General features: G+C 50.4%; 16 protein-coding genes and 1 tRNA gene. 10 read left to right on the top strand and 7 right to left on the bottom strand.

Annotation, left to right across the window (positions count from 1 at the left end; translation table 11 throughout):
• The first annotated feature begins 220 nt into the window (after positions 1–220).
• Positions 221–352, top strand: a complete 132-nt coding sequence (locus tag NFR90_RS11625) for a hypothetical protein (protein WP_255453124.1) — start codon at positions 221–223, stop codon at positions 350–352.
• 104 nt (positions 353–456) lie between these two features.
• On the opposite strand, the gene pyrH is transcribed toward NFR90_RS11625, so the two are convergent.
• From pyrH to rpsB, 3 genes are all read right to left on the bottom strand, one after another.
• A complete protein-coding gene (gene pyrH, locus NFR90_RS05480; protein WP_251451299.1) occupies positions 457–1,182 on the bottom strand; it encodes a UMP kinase in 726 nt (241 codons plus the stop codon).
• Between the two features lie 23 nt (positions 1,183–1,205).
• Positions 1,206–2,093 carry a translation elongation factor Ts gene (tsf, locus tag NFR90_RS05475; RefSeq protein ID WP_251451297.1) on the bottom strand — a complete coding sequence of 296 codons (888 nt, stop codon included), beginning with the start codon at positions 2,091–2,093 and terminating at the stop codon, positions 1,206–1,208.
• Positions 2,094–2,179: 86 nt separating this feature from the next.
• A complete protein-coding gene (gene rpsB / locus NFR90_RS05470) occupies positions 2,180–2,938 on the bottom strand; it encodes a 30S ribosomal protein S2 (protein ID WP_251451295.1) in 759 nt (252 codons plus the stop codon).
• Between the two features lie 296 nt (positions 2,939–3,234).
• Between rpsB and map the strand changes: the two genes are divergently transcribed.
• Positions 3,235–4,050, top strand: coding sequence for a type I methionyl aminopeptidase (map, locus tag NFR90_RS05465; protein ID WP_251451293.1), 816 nt, complete (start codon positions 3,235–3,237; stop codon positions 4,048–4,050).
• 17 nt (positions 4,051–4,067) lie between these two features.
• On the top strand, positions 4,068–6,617 hold the full coding sequence (gene glnD, locus NFR90_RS05460; protein ID WP_251451291.1) for a [protein-PII] uridylyltransferase: 2,550 nt from the start codon (positions 4,068–4,070) through the stop codon (positions 6,615–6,617).
• Here glnD and NFR90_RS05455 read toward each other — a convergent pair.
• The 3 genes from NFR90_RS05455 to NFR90_RS05445 all read right to left on the bottom strand — a co-directional run bounded on the left by NFR90_RS05455 (position 6,614) and on the right by NFR90_RS05445 (position 10,684).
• Positions 6,614–7,369 (bottom strand): S-methyl-5'-thioinosine phosphorylase, encoded by a 756-nt coding sequence (locus tag NFR90_RS05455; protein ID WP_160334137.1) that lies wholly within the window; start codon positions 7,367–7,369, stop codon positions 6,614–6,616. The two genes, glnD and NFR90_RS05455, sit on opposite strands and share 4 nt — an antisense overlap.
• Positions 7,362–9,410 carry an NAD-dependent DNA ligase LigA gene (gene ligA / locus NFR90_RS05450; protein WP_251451289.1) on the bottom strand — a complete coding sequence of 683 codons (2,049 nt, stop codon included), beginning with the start codon at positions 9,408–9,410 and terminating at the stop codon, positions 7,362–7,364. The genes NFR90_RS05455 and ligA overlap by 8 nt, the downstream gene beginning before the upstream one ends.
• 92 nt (positions 9,411–9,502) lie before the next feature.
• Complete coding sequence (locus NFR90_RS05445) at positions 9,503–10,684, bottom strand: hypothetical protein (RefSeq protein WP_251451287.1); 1,182 nt, start codon at positions 10,682–10,684, stop codon at positions 9,503–9,505.
• A gap of 237 nt (positions 10,685–10,921) precedes the next feature.
• Between NFR90_RS05445 and queF the strand changes: the two genes are divergently transcribed.
• From queF to abc-f, 6 genes are all read left to right on the top strand, one after another.
• On the top strand, positions 10,922–11,341 hold the full coding sequence (queF, locus tag NFR90_RS05440; protein WP_160334139.1) for a preQ(1) synthase: 420 nt from the start codon (positions 10,922–10,924) through the stop codon (positions 11,339–11,341).
• A 148-nt stretch (positions 11,342–11,489) separates the two neighbouring features.
• A complete protein-coding gene (dapC, locus tag NFR90_RS05435; RefSeq protein ID WP_251451284.1) occupies positions 11,490–12,674 on the top strand; it encodes a succinyldiaminopimelate transaminase in 1,185 nt (394 codons plus the stop codon).
• Between the two features lie 11 nt (positions 12,675–12,685).
• The gene (dapD, locus tag NFR90_RS05430; protein WP_251451282.1) at positions 12,686–13,492 is read left to right on the top strand and encodes a 2,3,4,5-tetrahydropyridine-2,6-dicarboxylate N-succinyltransferase; all 807 of its coding nucleotides are present in this window, start codon (positions 12,686–12,688) and stop codon (positions 13,490–13,492) included.
• Positions 13,493–13,544: 52 nt separating this feature from the next.
• Positions 13,545–14,687 (top strand): succinyl-diaminopimelate desuccinylase, encoded by a 1,143-nt coding sequence (dapE, locus tag NFR90_RS05425; protein WP_251451280.1) that lies wholly within the window; start codon positions 13,545–13,547, stop codon positions 14,685–14,687.
• A complete protein-coding gene (prmB, locus tag NFR90_RS05420; protein ID WP_251451278.1) occupies positions 14,680–15,570 on the top strand; it encodes a 50S ribosomal protein L3 N(5)-glutamine methyltransferase in 891 nt (296 codons plus the stop codon). The genes dapE and prmB overlap by 8 nt, the downstream gene beginning before the upstream one ends.
• Positions 15,570–17,468, top strand: coding sequence for a ribosomal protection-like ABC-F family protein (abc-f, locus tag NFR90_RS05415; RefSeq protein WP_251451276.1), 1,899 nt, complete (start codon positions 15,570–15,572; stop codon positions 17,466–17,468). Before prmB ends, abc-f begins: the two co-directional genes overlap by 1 nt.
• Here abc-f and NFR90_RS05410 read toward each other — a convergent pair.
• Positions 17,461–17,883: a DUF1178 family protein gene (locus NFR90_RS05410; RefSeq protein WP_160334145.1), complete on the bottom strand. Its 423-nt coding sequence runs from the start codon at positions 17,881–17,883 to the stop codon at positions 17,461–17,463. The genes abc-f and NFR90_RS05410 overlap by 8 nt on opposite strands.
• 313 nt (positions 17,884–18,196) lie before the next feature.
• Here NFR90_RS05410 and NFR90_RS05405 point away from each other — a divergent pair.
• Positions 18,197–18,272 (top strand) — tRNA-Gly (locus tag NFR90_RS05405).
• Position 18,273 lies beyond the last annotated feature (1 nt).

Here is an 18,273-nt window from a genome sequence, read left to right as displayed (position 1 = left end):
GTAAATCAATTCCGCTGTCAAGCGGATGCGGTCTTCGTAACGTCTTAATCTTTTGAGTTTATCATGGTTTTCCACACGGATGACAGCCGCAAGCCCTATAAAAAGTTACCATTTGACGCAAGTCTTTTCCCGCCGCTCTTTCTGCTCGATTCGAGCGGCAGGAGCCTGCGCACTTTAGCCTCTGCGCTATTCTGAAGCGTCGATGTAAGAGGAGAAAGACATGGCAAAAATCGAAAAAATGTTCAACGGCATTCTTAAGGATCAGGAACAAAAAAGCGATGAACTTCGCGAAAAGATCCAAGCCGAAAACAAAATGAAAGAAGAGAAGAAAGAACACAAAGAAAGCAAATAACACTTCCTCTGTATTCATCCTTTATACCGCCCGGCCTGTCTGGGCTTTTTAATGCATGAAAAAAGCCGGGAAATTCCCGGCCCATGGTTCAATTCTCTCAGAGCTTAGAGATGAACGAGCGTGCCCTCGTCTTCTCCGAGCACAACGCGTTTGAGCGCGCCCGGTTTGTGCAGATTGAAGACGCGGATCTGCATGCCCTGATCGCGGCACAGCGTAAACGCGGTCGCGTCAAGAATCTTCAGTTTCTTCTGAATCGCTTCATCAAAAGAAATGGACTTATAGAGCTTAGCGTCCGGATCTTTTTTCGGATCTGCAGAATAAACTCCGTCAACCTGTGTGGCCTTCAGCACCATATCGGCGCCGATTTCAGCGCTGCGAAGCGCTGCGGCGGTATCCGTTGTAAAGAACGGATTGCCGGTACCGGCGGCAAAGATCACAACACGGCCTTTCTTCAGATGACTCAGGGCTTTTCCGCGAATATACGGCTCAGCAACCTGATCAATATCAAGAGCGCACTGAACGCGGGCTTCAATGCCGCTGTTGCGCAGCGCATCCTGAAGCGCCATAGCGTTCATGCAGGTGGCGAGCATACCCATATAGTCGCCGGTGGCACGGTCCATACCGGTTGAACCAAGCGCAACACCGCGGAAGATATTGCCGCCGCCGACTACGATGGCAAGCTGGACACCCAATTTCACAACTTCAGATATCTCACCGACGATGCTTTTCAGCGTGTCGCGGTTAATACCGAAGGCTTTGTCGCCCATCAGGGCTTCGCCGGATAATTTAAGAAGAATCCGTTTTGTCTTTGTTTGTCCAGTCTCACTCATCTTTTGCTCCGAATTAAGAGAAATTAAACGCGCGCAGCAGCGACCTGAGCAGCAACTTCAGCCGCGAAGTCGTTGGAGCGTTTTTCCATACCTTCGCCAACTACAAAGAGGGCAAATGAAGATACTGTAGCATTGTTGGACTTCAGAAGCTGACCAACTGTCTGCTTGTCGTCTTTAACGAACGGCTGAGAAAGAAGCGTAACTTCTTTGAGGAACTTCTGAACGGAGCCTTCAGCGATACGTTCGATCATGTTCTCAGGTTTGTTGGCTTCGTGAGCTTTTTCAATCGCAACGCGGCGTTCTCTTTCGATCAGTTCAGCGGGAATACCGGACTGGTCAAGAGCTTTCGGCTTGGAAGCGGCGATATGCATCGCGACGTCATGAGCGACTTCATCGGTACCGCCGATAACGTCAACGATAACGCCGATCTTGGAGCCGCCGTGGATGTATGTAGAGAGCTTGCCCTTGCCTTCAAGGATCTGGAAGCGGCGAACAGTGATGTTTTCACCGATCTTGCCGATAAGCGCCTTACGCTTTTCTTCGACAGTGGCGTCGCCAATCTTAAGCTGACCGAGAGCTTCAAGATCAGTCGGCTTGTGATCGGCAACGAGTTTGGCGATTTCATCGGCGAAAGCGATGAAATCTGCGTTCTTCGCAACGAAGTCGGTTTCAGAGTTCAGCTCGACGATAGCGCCGTTCTTACCGTTTTCATCAATGTAGATCGCAACAACACCGTCAGCAGTAATACGGCTGGCAGCTTTAGTTGCTTTGTTGCCAAGCTTGACGCGCAGAATTTCTTCTGCTTTTGCAAGATCACCGTCAGCTTCTGTCAAAGCCTTCTTGCACTCCATCATCGGAGCGTCGGTTTTAACACGAAGTTCTTTGACCATAGCGGCAGTTACAACAGCCATTGTATTTTCCTTAAAAAGTAAAAAATCGGATTAAAAGAAAGGGGCGAAAACGCCCCTCTCAAGACTACCTATGTGAAGGGGCTAAATTACTCAGCCTTTTCTTCGACGACGGTTTCTTCAACAAAGTCATCGGCCTTAGCAGCCTTGACAGTTTCGTCAAGATTCTTGTTCTTGCCAGCAAGGATCGCATCAGCGAAACCCTTGGTGTACAGAGCAACGGCGCGAGCGCTGTCGTCATTGCCCGGGATGACGTAGTCAACACCGGCCGGATTGTGGTTTGTATCGACGATACCGACAACAGGGATTCCAAGCTTGTTGGCTTCCTGAATAGCGATCTTGTGGTAGCCGACGTCAACAACAACCAGAGCGTCAGGCAGACCGTTCATGTCTTTGATGCCGCCCATGGCCTTGTTCAGCTTCTCGAGTTCGCGTGTGAAATCAAGCGCTTCTTTCTTTGTCATTTTCTCGAGGCCGCCGTCAGCAACGAGCTGTTCCATTTCTTTGAGCTTCTTCAGGGAAACTTTAACAGTCTTGAAGTTTGTCAGCATGCCGCCGAGCCAGCGCTGATCAACGTAAGGCATACCGCAGCGTGTGGCTTCAGCTACGATGGCGTCACGAGATGTGCGCTTTGTACCAACGAAGAGGATCGTGCCTTTCTGAGCAGCCAGGTTTGTCAGGAACTTGGCGGCTTCGTCGAATTTGGCGACGGTCTTTTCAAGGTTGATGATGTGAATCTTGTTGCGGGAACCGAAAATGTACTGGGACATCTTGGGGTTCCAAAAACGAGTCTGGTGACCGAAATGTGCACCAGCTTCGAGCAGTTCACGCATGCTCAGAGATGACATATTTGTAATTCCTTAAGGGTTTAATTCCAACAGCCTCACCTATTCCGACCGGAACCCTGTTTGCGAGGCTGCGCTAATAAAAAATAATTCGTCTTTCGAATATTTCGAAGACCGCGGGATTCTAGCACGAAAAGAAAAAAATTATGCAGAACGAACAATAAATTACAAACCGATGCGCGCTGGCGTCTCAATAAAAATTCAACGCCCATAGTGCCGAGCGGCACATTAATTCGATATTGAGATCAACTAAAATAACGCGCATCTGTGTTTCTATAAATAGAGAGAACTGAATTTAAATGGCTAAAAGAGAAATTCTTATAAAGACGCCGGAACAAATCGCGGGAATCCGCGAAGCCTGCAAAGACGCTTCAATGGTTCTGGACTACATCACTCCGTTTGTCAAACCCGGAGTAACAACCGAATATCTTGATGATTTGATGCTCCGCTACACCGAAGATGTGCTGAAGGATAAATCCGCATGCCTCGGATATGACCCGGACCACAGCATCCCTTACCCTAAAGCAACCTGCATCTCGGTCAACCATCAGGTCTGCCACGGCATCCCGGGACCCAAGGTTCTCAAAAAGGGAGACATCCTTAATATTGACGTCACGGTTATTAAAAACGGTTATTACGGTGACACAAGCCGTATGTTCTGCGTCGGAAAATGCTCCATCGCCGCCAACCATCTGATTGCTGTCACCTACGATGCGATGTGGAAAGGCATTGAAATGGTCAAACCCGGCGCACACTTCGGCGATATCGGCTACGCTATTCAGAAATTTGCGCACGCTCAGGGCTGCAGCGTTGTCGAAGAATTCACCGGCCACGGTGTCGGCGTCGGATTCCATGAGGAGCCTCCGGTTCTTCATTACGGCAAAATGGGTGCCGGAGCGGAAATGAAGCCCGGTATGATTTTTACGATCGAACCGATGATCAACGCCGGGCGCAAAGAGCTCACCATCCTCTCCAACGGCTGGACCGCCGTGACCAAGGATAAAAGTCTTTCCGCGCAGTGGGAGCATACCGTGCTGGTCACTGATACCGGTTGGGAAGTCCTCACCGTATCCGAAGGCAGCCCCGCACTCCCCTCCTGGGTTAAAACCAAGTAACGAAACAATTTCGGCATATGCAGATCAGTGAAATCATCAACAACTTCAAAAAGACTCGACAGCAGCTGGCTAATGATTTCGCAGAGACGAATGATGCCGATAAATATCTTCTCGAACATTCGCGGGCGGCAGATGAAGCGGTCCGCGAAATTCTGAAACTTAAGGAGCTCTCTTCCAGAATCTCGGTCGTCGCAATCGGCGGCTTCGGAAGAGAGCAGCTCTTTCCCTACTCGGATCTTGACCTTCTCTTTTTACTCCCGGATGACGTGCTGGATTCCGAACTTAACTCTGTCGGTGCCGTTATCGGAGAGCTTTGGTCGCTCGGACTGACCGTCGGTTACTCAGTTCGCAAACTCGATGAGTGCATCGAACAGGCACGGTTAGATATCACGGCCCAAACCGCGATGTTGGAATCCCGGTTAATCGCGGGCGATTCGGAACTCTTTAAACGCTATACCTCCGAACTTGAGAAGAGTCTGGATTTCAAATCCTTCTACCGAGCTAAATTTATTGAGCAGGAACACCGTCATCTTAAATACCACGAGAGTTCGTACACGCTTGAACCCAATATCAAGGAATCTCCCGGCGGCCTCAGAGATCTGAATATTCTCATCTGGGTACTTCGTGCTGCAAAATTCGGCGCGACTTTTGACGAAGTACACCGCTCCGGCCTAATCACGAGGCGTGAATGCGACCTCTTGGAAATGGTGCGCGTTAACTTGTACCGACTGAGAATACACATGCACCTGCTCACGAGCCGGCACGAAGACCGACTGGTATTTGAGATCCAGGAGCCGTTAGCCAAAAAACTAGGACTAAGCGGCGTCCCCGGCCGTCGAGCCAGCGAAATCCTGATGCAGCGTTTTTATGTCAACGCCAAAACCATCGGGCAACTCAACAGTATTATTCTTCAAGCGGTCAAAGAGCGTTTTGTCACTGACAGCGGACCGCCCCTTGATCTGATCGACGGTTTTACTGTCCGCGGAGAAGTCCTCGACATCGCTTCGGACAATGCGTTCGAGGAATCACGCACGCGAATTCTTCAGGCCTTTATGATTCAGGAGCGGCATCCTGAGATCGCCCGTAAATCATCACGTCTTTACCGAGCGCTCTTTGGCGCACACATGCTGATGGATGAATCCTGGAGTGAGGATCCGAAAAACCTGCAGGCATTTCTAAAAATCATTCAGGGCCGCCGCGGCGTCTGGCATGCGCTCAATGAGATGAATCACTGGGGTGTGCTTGGAAGGCTGCTGCCGGATTTCAAGAAAATAGTCGGTCAGATGCAGCACGATCTTTTCCACGCCTACACCGTAGATCAGCACACGCTGCTCGCGATCCGCTACCTCAGAAATTTCACTCACAGTGAAAATGCGCATGAACTGCCCATGTGTACGGAGCTGATGGTATCGCTGAAGGATAATTGGCGACTGGTACTTGCGCTTCTTTATCATGACATTGGCAAAGGCCGAGGCGGAGACCACAGCAAAATCGGCGCGGAGATTGTTAGGGATCTCTGCCGGCGTCTAAACCTTAAAAGCGATGATGCCGAGTACATCGAGTTTATGGTGCGAGAACATCTGACCATGAGTCAGGTTGCTCAGAAACAGGATATTTCCGATCCGGAGGTTGTCGAGGCATTTGCTCGGAAAGTAGGAAATTTGGACCGTCTGGTCGGCCTCTACCTCATCACTGTCTGTGATATTCGTGCGACCTCCCATAAGATATGGAACGCGTGGAAGGCTCAGCTGCTTCAGGATTTATTCTTATCAACCGCCAAAATTCTTAAAGGCAGGAAGATGACCCGCGGCATGCTGGTCGCACGCCGCCGTCAGGATGCGCTTGCGCTCTGCAAATTCTCGGCGCAGGACACCGAACGAATCAATGCGTTTTGGGATAATTTTGACGTCGCCTATTTTATGAAGCATTCAGTGCGCAATATCGTCTGGCATGCCAAGACGCTGCTTCCGCACCTTGAGTCCGAGCATTCCTTTGTCGCTGCACGTCCTCTGCGCGGTTTGGAACACGCCCACGAAATTCTGGTTTTTACAAAGGACCGGCCGGAACTGTTCGCTCAGATTGTCTCTGCCCTGCAGAGAACGAACCTGTCGGTTCTGGAGGCGAGAATTCACACCGGCAAAGACGGCAGAGTCGTCGACTCATTCATTGTTACGGACGATGAATCGGATCCGACTTTCGGAGCAACGCTCAAAGAGTTCGAAGTAAAACTCGCGCGCCTCATCGACAGCGGCGAAAAACTTCAGCCGCCTGTCCAGGGGCGTCTTTCCAGACAATCCAGACAGTTCCCGATCACGCCGAGCGTCACACTTCGTCCCGATGCCTCCGAACGCATCTACCTGCTGTCTGTCGTAGCAACCGACAGGCTTGGGCTTCTCGCATCCGTTGCGACCGTGTTTGTTCGGTTTAAATTGAACCTGCTGACCGCGCGTATCGCCACGCTCGGCGAAAGAGTTGAAGATATTTTCTTAATAGAAAGTCCGCGGCTTCAGGATCCCGCATTCTGCGGAGAACTTGAAACCGCGATTTTAGAGGTACTCGAAGTCTAGCGATTGAGCTCTACAAAGGTCTTGATCGCTAAATCTACGCACTGATCGGTCACTTTATTGAGTTCTTCGTCATTCGAAGCAATCTCAACAGAATTAGCGGAAGCCCCTCTGCCGGCAGCCGGATTTACTACCTGACAAATAGCGGCATAGGGCAGATTCAGTTCTTTAGCGAGACATGCTTCGGGCATCAGCGTCATACCGACATAATGGCCGCCGTCACGATCGATGCGATCGATTTCTGCCGCGGTTTCCAATCTCGGACCCTGTGTCACCGCATAGGTACCGCCGTCAACAATCGGTAAATTCATGATGTCGGCCATACGCACAATTTCATCGCGAAGATCCATATCAAACGGATATGTGAAATCAATGAAATTGATGACAGACTCTTTGCCGGTGTTGTACGAGGTCTCACGGCCCCAAGTGTAGTCGATGATCTGATCCGGAATCGCGACAGTGCCGATTTCATCTTCAACCAGCACGGCTCCCACCGAAGCCAGCGCGATAATCGCCTTGGGCTTAAATGTCGAAAGCGCCCAGATATTGGCTCGGTAATTGATCATATGAGGCGGCTTTTTCTCTTTGACGCCGTGCCGAGAAAGGAACACCACTTCCAGGCCGTCAATCTGACCGCGAGTCAGCTCCACCGGTTCTTTGCCGTACGGAGTATCGATCCTGTCGATCATGCGGCCTTCGAGCCGGCTGAGGTGATCGAGTCTGCTGCCTCCGATCAAAGCGTAAACATTAGACATCCGTGTTGTCCCCCCGATTGATTAATTTAAACAAATCTTCTTCAGAAATGATATTAATACCAAGCTCCTGCGCTTTAGCAAGTTTACTACCGGCCGCCTCACCTGCGAGAACATAAGCGGTTTTCTTCGATACGGAGCCGCTGACTTTGCCGCCGAATTTTCGGATTAAGTCGCTCGCCTTATCACGAGAGAGTGTAGGCAGAGAGCCTGTTAAAACAAAAGTCATCCCTTTAAACGGAAGATCCTCGTCCTTAGTCCCCTGGTTTTCTTCCCACGTTACGCCGTCTTCAATCAGTGCGCCGATAACTTCCAGATTCACCGGTTCGGCAAAGAAATGCAGAATGCATTCGGCAACCGCCGGACCAATGTCTTCGACTTCCATCAGTTGCTCAAGCGATGCTTCCTCAATCTTCTTCAGCGCGCCAAAATGCGACGCCAGCGTCCGTGCGGTCGCCTCTCCCACTTCCGGAACGCCTAGCGCGTAAATAAACCGCTCTAAAGTCGTATGTTTGGACGCTTCAATAGAGGCAAGAAGCTTTTCCGCGGATTTTTCGCCCATGCGCTCGAGGCCGAGCAGGTTTTCTTTCTTCAGTTTGTAGATGTCCGCAACGGTTTTCACCAAATCAGCGTGGATGAGCTGTTCTGCGAGTTTCTCTCCAATGCCGTCAATGCCCATCGCCGTACGGCTGACAAAATGCAGAATAGCCTGTACACGCTGAGCTTTGCAGAAGAGACCTCCGCTGCAGTGGCGATCCTTCTCGCCTTCTTCTTTATAGGCATGAGAACCGCAGACCGGACAAATCTCCGGCATCACAAAATCTTTCGCATCCGCCGGCCGAAGTTCGGGAATCACTCGCACCACTTCCGGGATCACATCGCCGGCACGATGGACGACGACGGTGTCTCCGATTTTGACACCCAGCTTTTCCAAAAACTCTTCGTTGTTGAGGGATACGTTGCTGACGGTAACGCCGCCGACAAACACCGGCTTCAGCCGAGCGACCGGAGTCAGTTTTCCGGTTCTTCCCACCTGGACCGTAATATCGAGCACCTGCGTCTGTACTTCTTCCGGCGGATACTTATGCGCACATGCCCAGCGGGGTTCGCGGGACACAAATCCAAGCTGCTTCTGACGGTCAAAACTGTTGACTTTGTAAACCACGCCGTCGATGTCAAAAGGAAGATCCTGACGAATTTCCGCGACACGCGAATGGAAAGCCTGAAGCTCTTCCGGATTGTGCGCCAGACCGTGCTCAGGAGCGACCGGGAAACCTTTTCCTTTGAGGTAGGCCAACAGTTCCGACTGAGAGGACACCGGCATTTCAGAGACTTCGCCAAAACCGTACGCATAGAAATTCAGGCTTCTTTTCGCGGTCAGCGCCGGATCGAGCTGACGCAGACTGCCCGCAGCCGCGTTACGGGGATTGGCGAAAAGTTTCAGGCCGAGCGCCTTCTGTTCTTCATTCAGACGCTCAAAAACCGCTTTATGCATGATGACCTCACCGCGGACCTCAAAAACCTTCGGAAGTCCCTCAGCCCTAAGCGGAATCGTACGGATCGTTTTGACGTTGGCGGTCACATCTTCGCCCGTATAACCGTCCCCGCGCGTTGCCGCCTGAACCAAAATACCGTCTTCATATCGGAGGTTAATCGCCAAACCGTCAAATTTCAGCTCTGTATCGTACTCAATCGATACATCCTCGGGCAGCTCAAGCTCTCTGCGCATACGCGCTTCAAAGTTATAGGCGCCTTCAGCCGTATAGTCAGTCTCCGTATAGATGGAAAGCATCGGCACGGCGTGACGGACTTTGGAGAGTTCGCTCTGTACGGCAGCACCCACCCTCTGGGTTGGAGAAAAAAGACTTTTGAACTGCGGATACTGAGCTTCCAGACGCGAAAGTTCCTGAAACATCGAGTCGTAAAGCTCATCGGAAATCGTCGGATTATTGTCAACGTAGTAAGCCTTGTTATGCTTTTCCAGCTCATCGGTGAGCTGTTCCATTCGCTGCCTGACTTGGTCTAAATTCTCGGTCTCCGACATTGCGTCTCCTAGCGGTCAGAATAAAAAAGAGCCTTCAATTTACACCGATTGAAGGCTCTGATAAAAATTAAATGAGTAATTATGAGCCGACTCTAATCCAAGAGACGGTGCGCTCTCAGGCTGCCCGGCTCAACATCTTTGGCACGCATTTCCTTATAGAAACGATCGAGTTCCTGCTTCAGAAGGGAAATCATCGCGCCGTCGATAACTTTACCGTTAGAGCCGACAATTTCTGCATCGAAGACTGCCGCGAAGGCGTTCACTGCCGTCATAAAGAGGCGCAGCGGATCCTTCTCGGGCGCAATCAGCGGAACATTCAGAGAAATCGTGATGTTGCTGTCATCAATCCAGCGAATCTCGATCGTCCCCTTTCGGTTGCCGAGACGTCGGCCTTCTTTGTCCGTTACCAACTCTCCGATCTTTTCGTAGTGCTTGGAGCTGCGGCGCTTGAACCCAAGAAGCGTGGCCTCTCTCTCAAAGGTATCAATAGAAACCTTTTCAATCGGACGAAGCAGCAGCGTAATCTGCACGCCGAACTGCTTGATCAGCGCGTTCAGATACTGGGTGCGGTTCACCAGCTCCTGCACATCCTGAATTTCGCAGCTGCCGTCCAAATGCATTTCCATTCTTTGGAAAATCTGGCCGTTCAGCTGATTCAGAGACACATCATTAAAGGAAGCGTGACTTGAAGCAAGCTGTACGTAAAAAGCGACTGCTTCAAACATACCGATCGCGTCGGGTTTGAACCAGCGCTGGCTGTTGCTTTCAAGTGCGAGCACACGAAGAAGACCGTGCGGAGCGATTTCATCAAGCGCGCTGCGGACAAAAGGCGTCAGCTGGCTGCCCGTAACAGGTTTACGGAAATTAATTCGCACCAGTTCCATTAAGAACGGATCATGTTTAAAAAGGCCCGATTCACTTAATTCTTCCGGCTGCGGCTGCTCCAGATAGTTATCGGAGGGCTCGGACTGCTCAGCCGGCAGCGCAGAAACTTCCGATTCCTCTTTCTTCTCTTCTTCTGCTGTTTCAAGAGGAGGCTCGGCCGCCGGAGCATCCTCTTCTTTAGGCTCCTCTGAAGGAATCTTTATATGACTGATGGGTTTCGGCAAAGCGTCATCATTTCGAAGAATCGGCTCCTGAATCTCTGCATGCCTATTATCTTTAGGCGGCTCCGAGGATTTATCCTCTTTAATCTTGGTCCAATACCAGACCCCGCCGATTGCGGCTGCGATGATTATCACAATTGTGACAACCATACCCACTGTACTTATCATTGTTTAAAACCCCAAAAGCCTCGGTAAAACTTAGCGCTGAATTCGATATTTTACAGTCTTATTGCCAAAGGCCTATTGAGGTTGATCCTTAATGAAGAAAACTGTTTCTTTACAAGATATTGCAATATCCCGATACGGGCTTGCCGGCCATCGCACTGTGATAACATTTTTGACCTTCAAGAATCATTCCGTCTTTTTGACAGAAAATATCATTATTTTTTAGGTAAATATTCGTAAATGTCTACAAGACCCACTAAAAATTTGGAAACTTTCCCAAACCCGCAGCCCAATCGCGACTACCTGATCCACATTGAAATCCCGGAATTCACTTCGCTTTGCCCCCTTACCGGTCAGCCCGATTTCGCGACTCTGCTTCTTGACTACATTCCTGATCAGAAAAACGTTGAACTGAAGGCGCTCAAGCTCTATATGTGGAGCTATCGTCAGGAAGGCGCCTTCCATGAAGCCATCACCAACAAAATTCTGGACGATCTCGTCGAGGCTCTGAAGCCGCGCTACATGCGTCTGAAAGCAAAATGGTGGGTCCGCGGCGGCATTTATACAACCGTTGTCGTTGAACACCGCAAAGAGGGCTGGGTACCTGTCGCTCCGGTGGAACTGCCTGAATTCGAAACCAACGATCCGACCCGCGGCTAATCTGTGAGGAAGTTCAAAAAAGCTCGGCACAAGTCGGGCTTTTTTTCTATCCGTCCTGTATTCACAGGTTTTTATGGTGTACGGAAGAGTGTTTTGGGAATCGTGCTGATAAAATCAAAAATCAAGTTTGATTTCGGAATACAAAATAATGAATCCAGATCTATCGCTTACAAAACCTTATCCCTTTACACGTCTTAGAGCGCTCCTCTCCGATTCGAAGCTGCCTGACGGCATTGAACATATTTCCCTTTCTATCGGCGAGCCTAAGCACGCCGCGCCGGAAGCTGTAATCCGGGCTCTTTTCGACAGTTCCAAGCTTTTTGAGAAGTATCCCGCCACGACCGGCGCGCTTGAACTCAGAACTGCAATCTCTGATTGGATTTTCCGCCGCTATGGCGTAAAGACCGACCCGCTGACGCAGATTCTTCCGACCAACGGTTCGCGCGAAGCCCTGTTTTCTTTTACACAGGCCTATATCGACCGCACTAAAAGTCCGTTTGTTATTCTCCCCTGCCCCTTCTACCAGATTTATGAAGGTGCGTCTCTGATGGCCGGCGCAACGCCTTACTACTGTCCTCAGACCGCTGAGAATAACTTCGCGATGGACCTTGACTCAGTCCCGGAAGAAGTTCTTCGCAATACTCAGCTGGTTTTTGTCTGCAGTCCGAGCAATCCGACCGGAAAGGTTTTGAATTTAGAAGATTGGAAGAAACTCTTCAGCTATTCCGACAAATACGGCTTTGTGATCGGAAGCGATGAATGCTATTCCGAAATTTATTTTGATGAAGAAAGGCCGCCTCTGGGTGCGCTTGAAGCTGCCAAGCTGCTTGGCCGCGATAATTTCGAGCGCCTGATTGTCTTCTCGAGCCTCTCCAAACGATCCAATATTCCGGGCATGCGTACGGGATTTGTCGCCGGAGACGCAGCTCTGATCAAACCCTACCTTCTTTACCGCACTTATCACGGATGCGCAATGAGCGGTCCGATTCAGCAGGCAAGCATTGCCGCATGGAACGATGAAGAACATGTGCGTGAAAGCAGACGGCTTTATAAAGAAAAATTCGCGGCAGCGGTTCCGCTGATGTCTAAGACACTCGGAATTTCTATGCCGGATGCAAGTTTTTATCTCTGGGCTAAAACTCCGATCGATGATCAGGAGTACGCCAAACGCCTCTACGAAGAAAAGGCGATTACGGTTCTGCCCGGAAGTTTCCTCAGTCGGGACTGCGGCGGCCTGAATCCGGGGCGCGGCTACATCCGTATCGCACTTGTCGCAACTGTTCCCGAGGTTAAGGAAGCCGCAAGGAGAATTTCAGAATTTAACCCTAAATAAAGGAAAGATAAATGTTAGCGCTGCAGCAAATGATTGAAAACGCTTTTGAACTCAAGCCGGAGCACCTTCCGCCCGAGGTGACCAACTCGGTCGATGAAGTCATCCGCAAGCTTGAATCCGGAGAACTCCGCGTCGCCGAAAAAATCGACGGCGAATGGGTTACTCATCAGTGGATCAAAAAAGCGGTTCTTCTCAGTTTCAGAATTAATCCGAACCGCATTATGCGTGCAGGAGACATGAGTTTCTACGACAAGGTCCCGCTTCGCTTCCAAGACTTCAGCGCGGACGACTGGGCAAAAACCGGTATCCGCTGTGTTCCGGGAGCTGTTGTCCGCCAGGGCTCCTATATTGCACCGGGTGTCGTTCTGATGCCGAGTTTTGTCAACATCGGCGCGCACATCGGCGAAAACACCATGGTTGACACCTGGTCGACCGTAGGCTCCTGCGCTCAGGTCGGCAAGAACTGCCACCTCTCCGGCGGTGTCGGCATCGGCGGCGTTCTCGAGCCGCTTCAGGCCGGTCCTACCATCATTGAGGACAACTGCTTTATCGGCGCGCGCAGCGAAATTGTTGAAGGCGTCGTCGTGGAAGCCAACTCTGTTATTTCAATGGGTGTTTTCATCGGACAAAGCACGAAGATTTACGACCGCACCACCGGTGAAATCTTCCGCGGCAGAGTTCCCTCAGGCTCTGTTGTCGTCCCGGGAGGTCTTCCCTCTAAAGACGGCAAGTACAACCTGAACTGCGCCGTGATCGTCAAACGCGTTGACGAAAAGACACGCTCCAAGACCAGCATCAACGAACTGCTGCGTTCATAATTTTCATTAACGAAAGGCAGCTTCGGCTGCCTTTTCGCTTACCTGCACACTTATGTCTTACGACGCCATCTCCTTAACCAAATCTCTGATTCAATGCCCCTCGGTCACGCCGTCTGACGCCGGCTGCCTGGACATTCTCACAAAAGCGCTCACGGATGCCGGTTTCCAATGCCGAAAAATCAACCGAGGCGAAACGAAAAACCTTTGGGCCAAAATCGGCGCTTCTCAGCCGTCCATTTTGTTTTGCGGTCATGTCGATGTCGTTCCTGCAGGAAGCGCCCCTTGGAAATTCCCGCCCTTTGAGCCGACGGAATCCGAAGGATATCTGTACGGCCGCGGCGCGCAGGATATGAAAACATCGGACGCCGCATTTACTGCTGCCGCCTGCCGCTTTGTCCTAGAGTATCCGAACTTTAACGGAAGCATCTCCTTTCTAATCACCTCGGACGAGGAAGGTGACGGGCGTGACGGAACCAAATTCGCGCTTGAAGCGCTGATAAAGACGGAAGAAGCACCGATGTGCTGCATCGTGGGAGAGCCGAGCTGCTCGGTAAAACTCGGAGACACCATAAAAAACGGTCGAAGAGGCTCTCTCAACGGAAAACTGATCCTGAAGGGTATCCAAGGGCATGTCGCCTATCCGGAAAAAGTTAAAAATCCGATTCATATGGCCGGTCCGCTCATCAGCCGTCTTTCTTCAGAAGTTTGGGATGAAGGCTTCGAACCTTTCCCTTCGACGTCGTTCCAAATCAGCAACATTCATGCGGGCACGGGAGCGGTCAACGTGGTCCCGCCCGTCTGCGAAATCACGTTTAACATTCGCTACAACCCTGCGCACACGGCCAAATCTTTAGAAGAAAAGATCGAATCCATCTGCCGCGGACTTGGTCTTGACTATTCCGTCGCGTGGCAGGAAAGCGCGGAACCGTTTTTTGCTCAGGGCACATTCCTGACCAGCAGACTCTCTAAAGCGATTACCGCCGTTACCGGTATTGAGCCGGTGCTGTCGACTTCCGGCGGAACCAGCGACGGACGTTTTGTGAAAAATTGGTGCCCGGATATAGTTGAATTCGGTCCCACGAACGACAGAATCCATAAAATTGACGAACGTGTCGAACTTTCTCAAATTTCCGATTTAGCGGAAATTTACTATCAAACACTGAGAAATATATTTTTGGACCAAACTCATGAGTGATAAAACATCTTCGCTGACCACCATACGCGATTTCATTCGCTATGCGTCGACCCGCCTTTTCGAGTCTGAGGCCACATTCAGTCACGGATATGACGATCCCTTTCAGGAAGCGTCTTTTCTTGTGCTGCGTTCGCTGCATATTCCGCTGGAGTATGAACAGAAGTTTTTAGACGCTTCTCTGACGAGCAATGAGCGCGAGATGCTTCTGAACAACATCTCCAGAAGATGTGATGATTTGGAGCCTACCGCTTACATTGTCCACGAATGGTGGTTAGTCGGCTACCGGTTCTACGTGGATGAACGCGTACTGATTCCACGGAGCTTTATCGCCGAAATGATCGAAGATCGATTTGAAGGAATTGTGGAAGATCCGCTCAATGTCAAGCATGTTTTGGATCTGTGCACCGGCTCCGGATGTCTTGCCATCATGCTTGCCGATCTTTTTCCCAATGCCGAAGTTGACGCCGCAGACATTAGCCCGGACGCCTTGGAGGTCGCTCAGATCAATATTGAAGAGTATGGATTGGAAAACCGCGTCTTCCCGATGCAAAGCGATGTATTCAGCGGGCTGCAGGGAGCCAAATACGATCTCATTATTTCCAACCCGCCCTATGTGACACAGAGCGCGATGGAAAGTCTGCCGGCCGAATACTGTCACGAGCCCGCGCTTGCGCTTGAAGCGGGAGAAGACGGAATGGATGTCATCCAAAAGATCATGGATCAGGCCAAAGAGCACCTCTGCGATAATGGCGTCCTCATTGTTGAGCTTGGGGACAATTCGGACTTCTTTAAAGCCCGCTTCCCTGATCTTCCCGTGCAATGGATCAAAACATCGGGAGGAGACGAACAAGTCTTTCTCATTAAAAAAGAACAAGTTCCGTAATGCTGAAACTACAGAATTTATCTCTGACTCGCGGAGTCAGAGTCCTTTACAAAGGTGTTAATTTAACGGCTTCCGACGGAGAAAGAGTCGGTTTGGTCGGCCCAAACGGCTCCGGAAAATCGACGCTGTTTGCCGCTATCCTCTCAGAGCTCTCGCCCGAGGACGGTGACATCCTCGCGCCAGCTCCCATTCGAATCAGTCATATCGCTCAGCGCATTTTAGAAACTGACTCTCAGGCTCTGCAGTTTGTCCTGGGAGGTCATCAGCCGCTGATGGAAGCCAAAGCGGCTCTGAAGAAGGCGGAAGAGTCTTCTGATGACATCGCTTATGCGACCGCACTTTCTCAGCTTGCGGAAATTAATGAAGGCGCGGTCGTTGCTGAAGCCGAAGAGATTCTCTACGGTCTTGGTTTTAAGCCGTCTGACTCCCAAAGAAAGGTCTCCGAATTTTCGGGCGGATGGCGCAACCGACTGGCATTAGCTCGAGCGCTGATGAAACCCTCGGATTTGCTGCTTCTTGACGAACCGACCAACCATTTGGATATCGATTCCGTCATTTGGCTGGAGAACTTTCTGAAGCACATTCATTCGACAGTCATTGTGATTTCGCATGACCGAGAGTTTCTTGACAGTGTTTCCAGAACAATCTGGGCTATTGAAGACGGAACCATCAATCGTTATTCCGGAAATTTCAGTCAGTATGAGCTCGCAAGAGCTGAAAAAATCAAGCTTCAGCAAGCTGCGGCAAAGGCTTATGAAGCCACGGCTTCTCACCTGCAGGCCTACATTGATCGATTCCGCTACAAAGCGACCAAAGCCAAGCAGGCTCAGTCCCGCATCAAGATGCTTGAAAAACTGAAGAAGGTCGCTCCTCTTCATTCCACCTACCAGTGGTCCTTTCATTTTCGTGAACCGGAGAAGATTCCTCAGCACCTGATTCACGCAGAGGAGCTTGACTGCGGATATCCCGACAAAAAGATTCTGACGAACGTTAAGTGTGTGATTTCAGCAGGCGCTCGCATCGGAGTCTTAGGTGTCAACGGTGCGGGTAAATCAACCCTCATTAAAACGCTCATCGGCGCGCTCAAGCCGCTCTCCGGTGAAATTCGCTACGGCAACGGCCTCATCATCGGCTATTTCGCGCAGCATCAGCTTGACGATCTTCGGGATGATGAAACCGCGCTTCAGCATTTAGCTCGCGTCGCTCCGCCCAATACACGAGAACAAGAGCTTCGTGATTATCTCGGAGGCTTCAAGTTTTCCGGTGAGATGGCAACGGCCCTGGTCGGCCCGATGTCCGGAGGCGAGAAAGCGCGTCTTTCTCTTGCGCTTTTGTCTTGGTCAAAGCCGAACCTTTTGGTTTTTGACGAACCGACAAACCACCTGGACATGGCGACGAGAGACGCGCTCACTGAAGCGCTCTCTTCCTACGGCGGAGCTGTGCTTTTGGTTTCACATGACCGCCATTTGCTTCGCGCCTGCTGCGACGAGCTGTGGCTGGTTCATGACGGGGCGCTGACGGAGTTCCATGGCGACCTGGATGACTATGCGGAATTTGTTCTGCGTGACAAACAGGAGAAGAAGAACGCCGGCAAACCGGAAGAGAAAGCTGTAGTCAGCCGTAAAGAACAGCGCAGAAACGACGCGCAGGAAAGGCAAAGAATCGCGGCTCTGTCCAGACCCATTAAAAAAGAGCTTGAAAAAGTTGAGAAGAAGCTCGAAAAGCTTTCTGCAGAAAAGAAAACTCTTGATGCAAAGCTTGCGGACACAGATTTCTATCAGGGCAACCAAGATGAAGTTGCAGTCTGTCTGAAAAAGCACGGAGAGCTTTCTGCCGAGATTGATGAACTTGAAGCCAAATGGCTCGATTTATCCGAGCAACTTCAAGACATCAGTTAACTTTATTTTTGGGCACGACGGGAACCTGAAGCACGTCAACGCCCTCTTCTCTCAATTGCTCCACTTCTTCCTGAGAGGCCGTACCGGAAATCACTCTTTCCTCGGCCTCTCCTCTTTTAATAGCAAGCGCTTCGTCAGCAAATTTATCTCCGACATATTCGCTGTCGTCCAAGATTTTGTGAATGGCCTTAAAAAGATCGCTGAGACTATCCAACGACTCACTGTTTTTCACTTCATCGGCGGCCTGAGTTTTCACGTGCGGCGCAGAGAGGGCGCGCTTCACCTCTGAAGACCCGCAGACAGGACAGGTAAACAAGCCGGCCTTTTTCTGCTTTTCAAAGTCTTCTTCACTACCGACCATTGCTTCGAATGTATGGCCGTTAACGCAGGCGAAATTAAAGACCTTCAGTGCCATAGTATTTTTAAAACTCCATCTCTATATTCAGATTATTGCAAAAAATTCTCTGTTATGCAGTAATTCTTAAAGACAATAAATGGAATATAACTTAATGTTTTCCCATATAATTTTCAGACTAACTTGAAGTGATTTATAACTTTGGATTGATATTCATTACAAATACACTCAAAACAAGTGAGATATTGCCTAATTACTCGGGCGATTCGCAGTGTCTGCTACATTCTTTTACTTCCTTTTCCTGCAAATTCAAAAAAATTTGCGGGTGTCGTTTGACAACATAGAAATCCACCTGTATAGTTCAACTCCTGTCGCGGGAGTAGCTCAGTTGGTAGAGCGCAACCTTGCCAAGGTTGAGGTCGCGAGTTCGAGACTCGTCTCCCGCTCCAA

It is taken from the genome of Parasutterella muris (genome assembly GCF_943193095.1).
Classification (GTDB): Bacteria; Pseudomonadota; Gammaproteobacteria; order Burkholderiales; family Burkholderiaceae_F; genus Parasutterella; species Parasutterella muris.
Note: the sequence above shows the minus strand (reverse complement) of the source record. Positions and strands in the feature narration are given on the sequence as shown.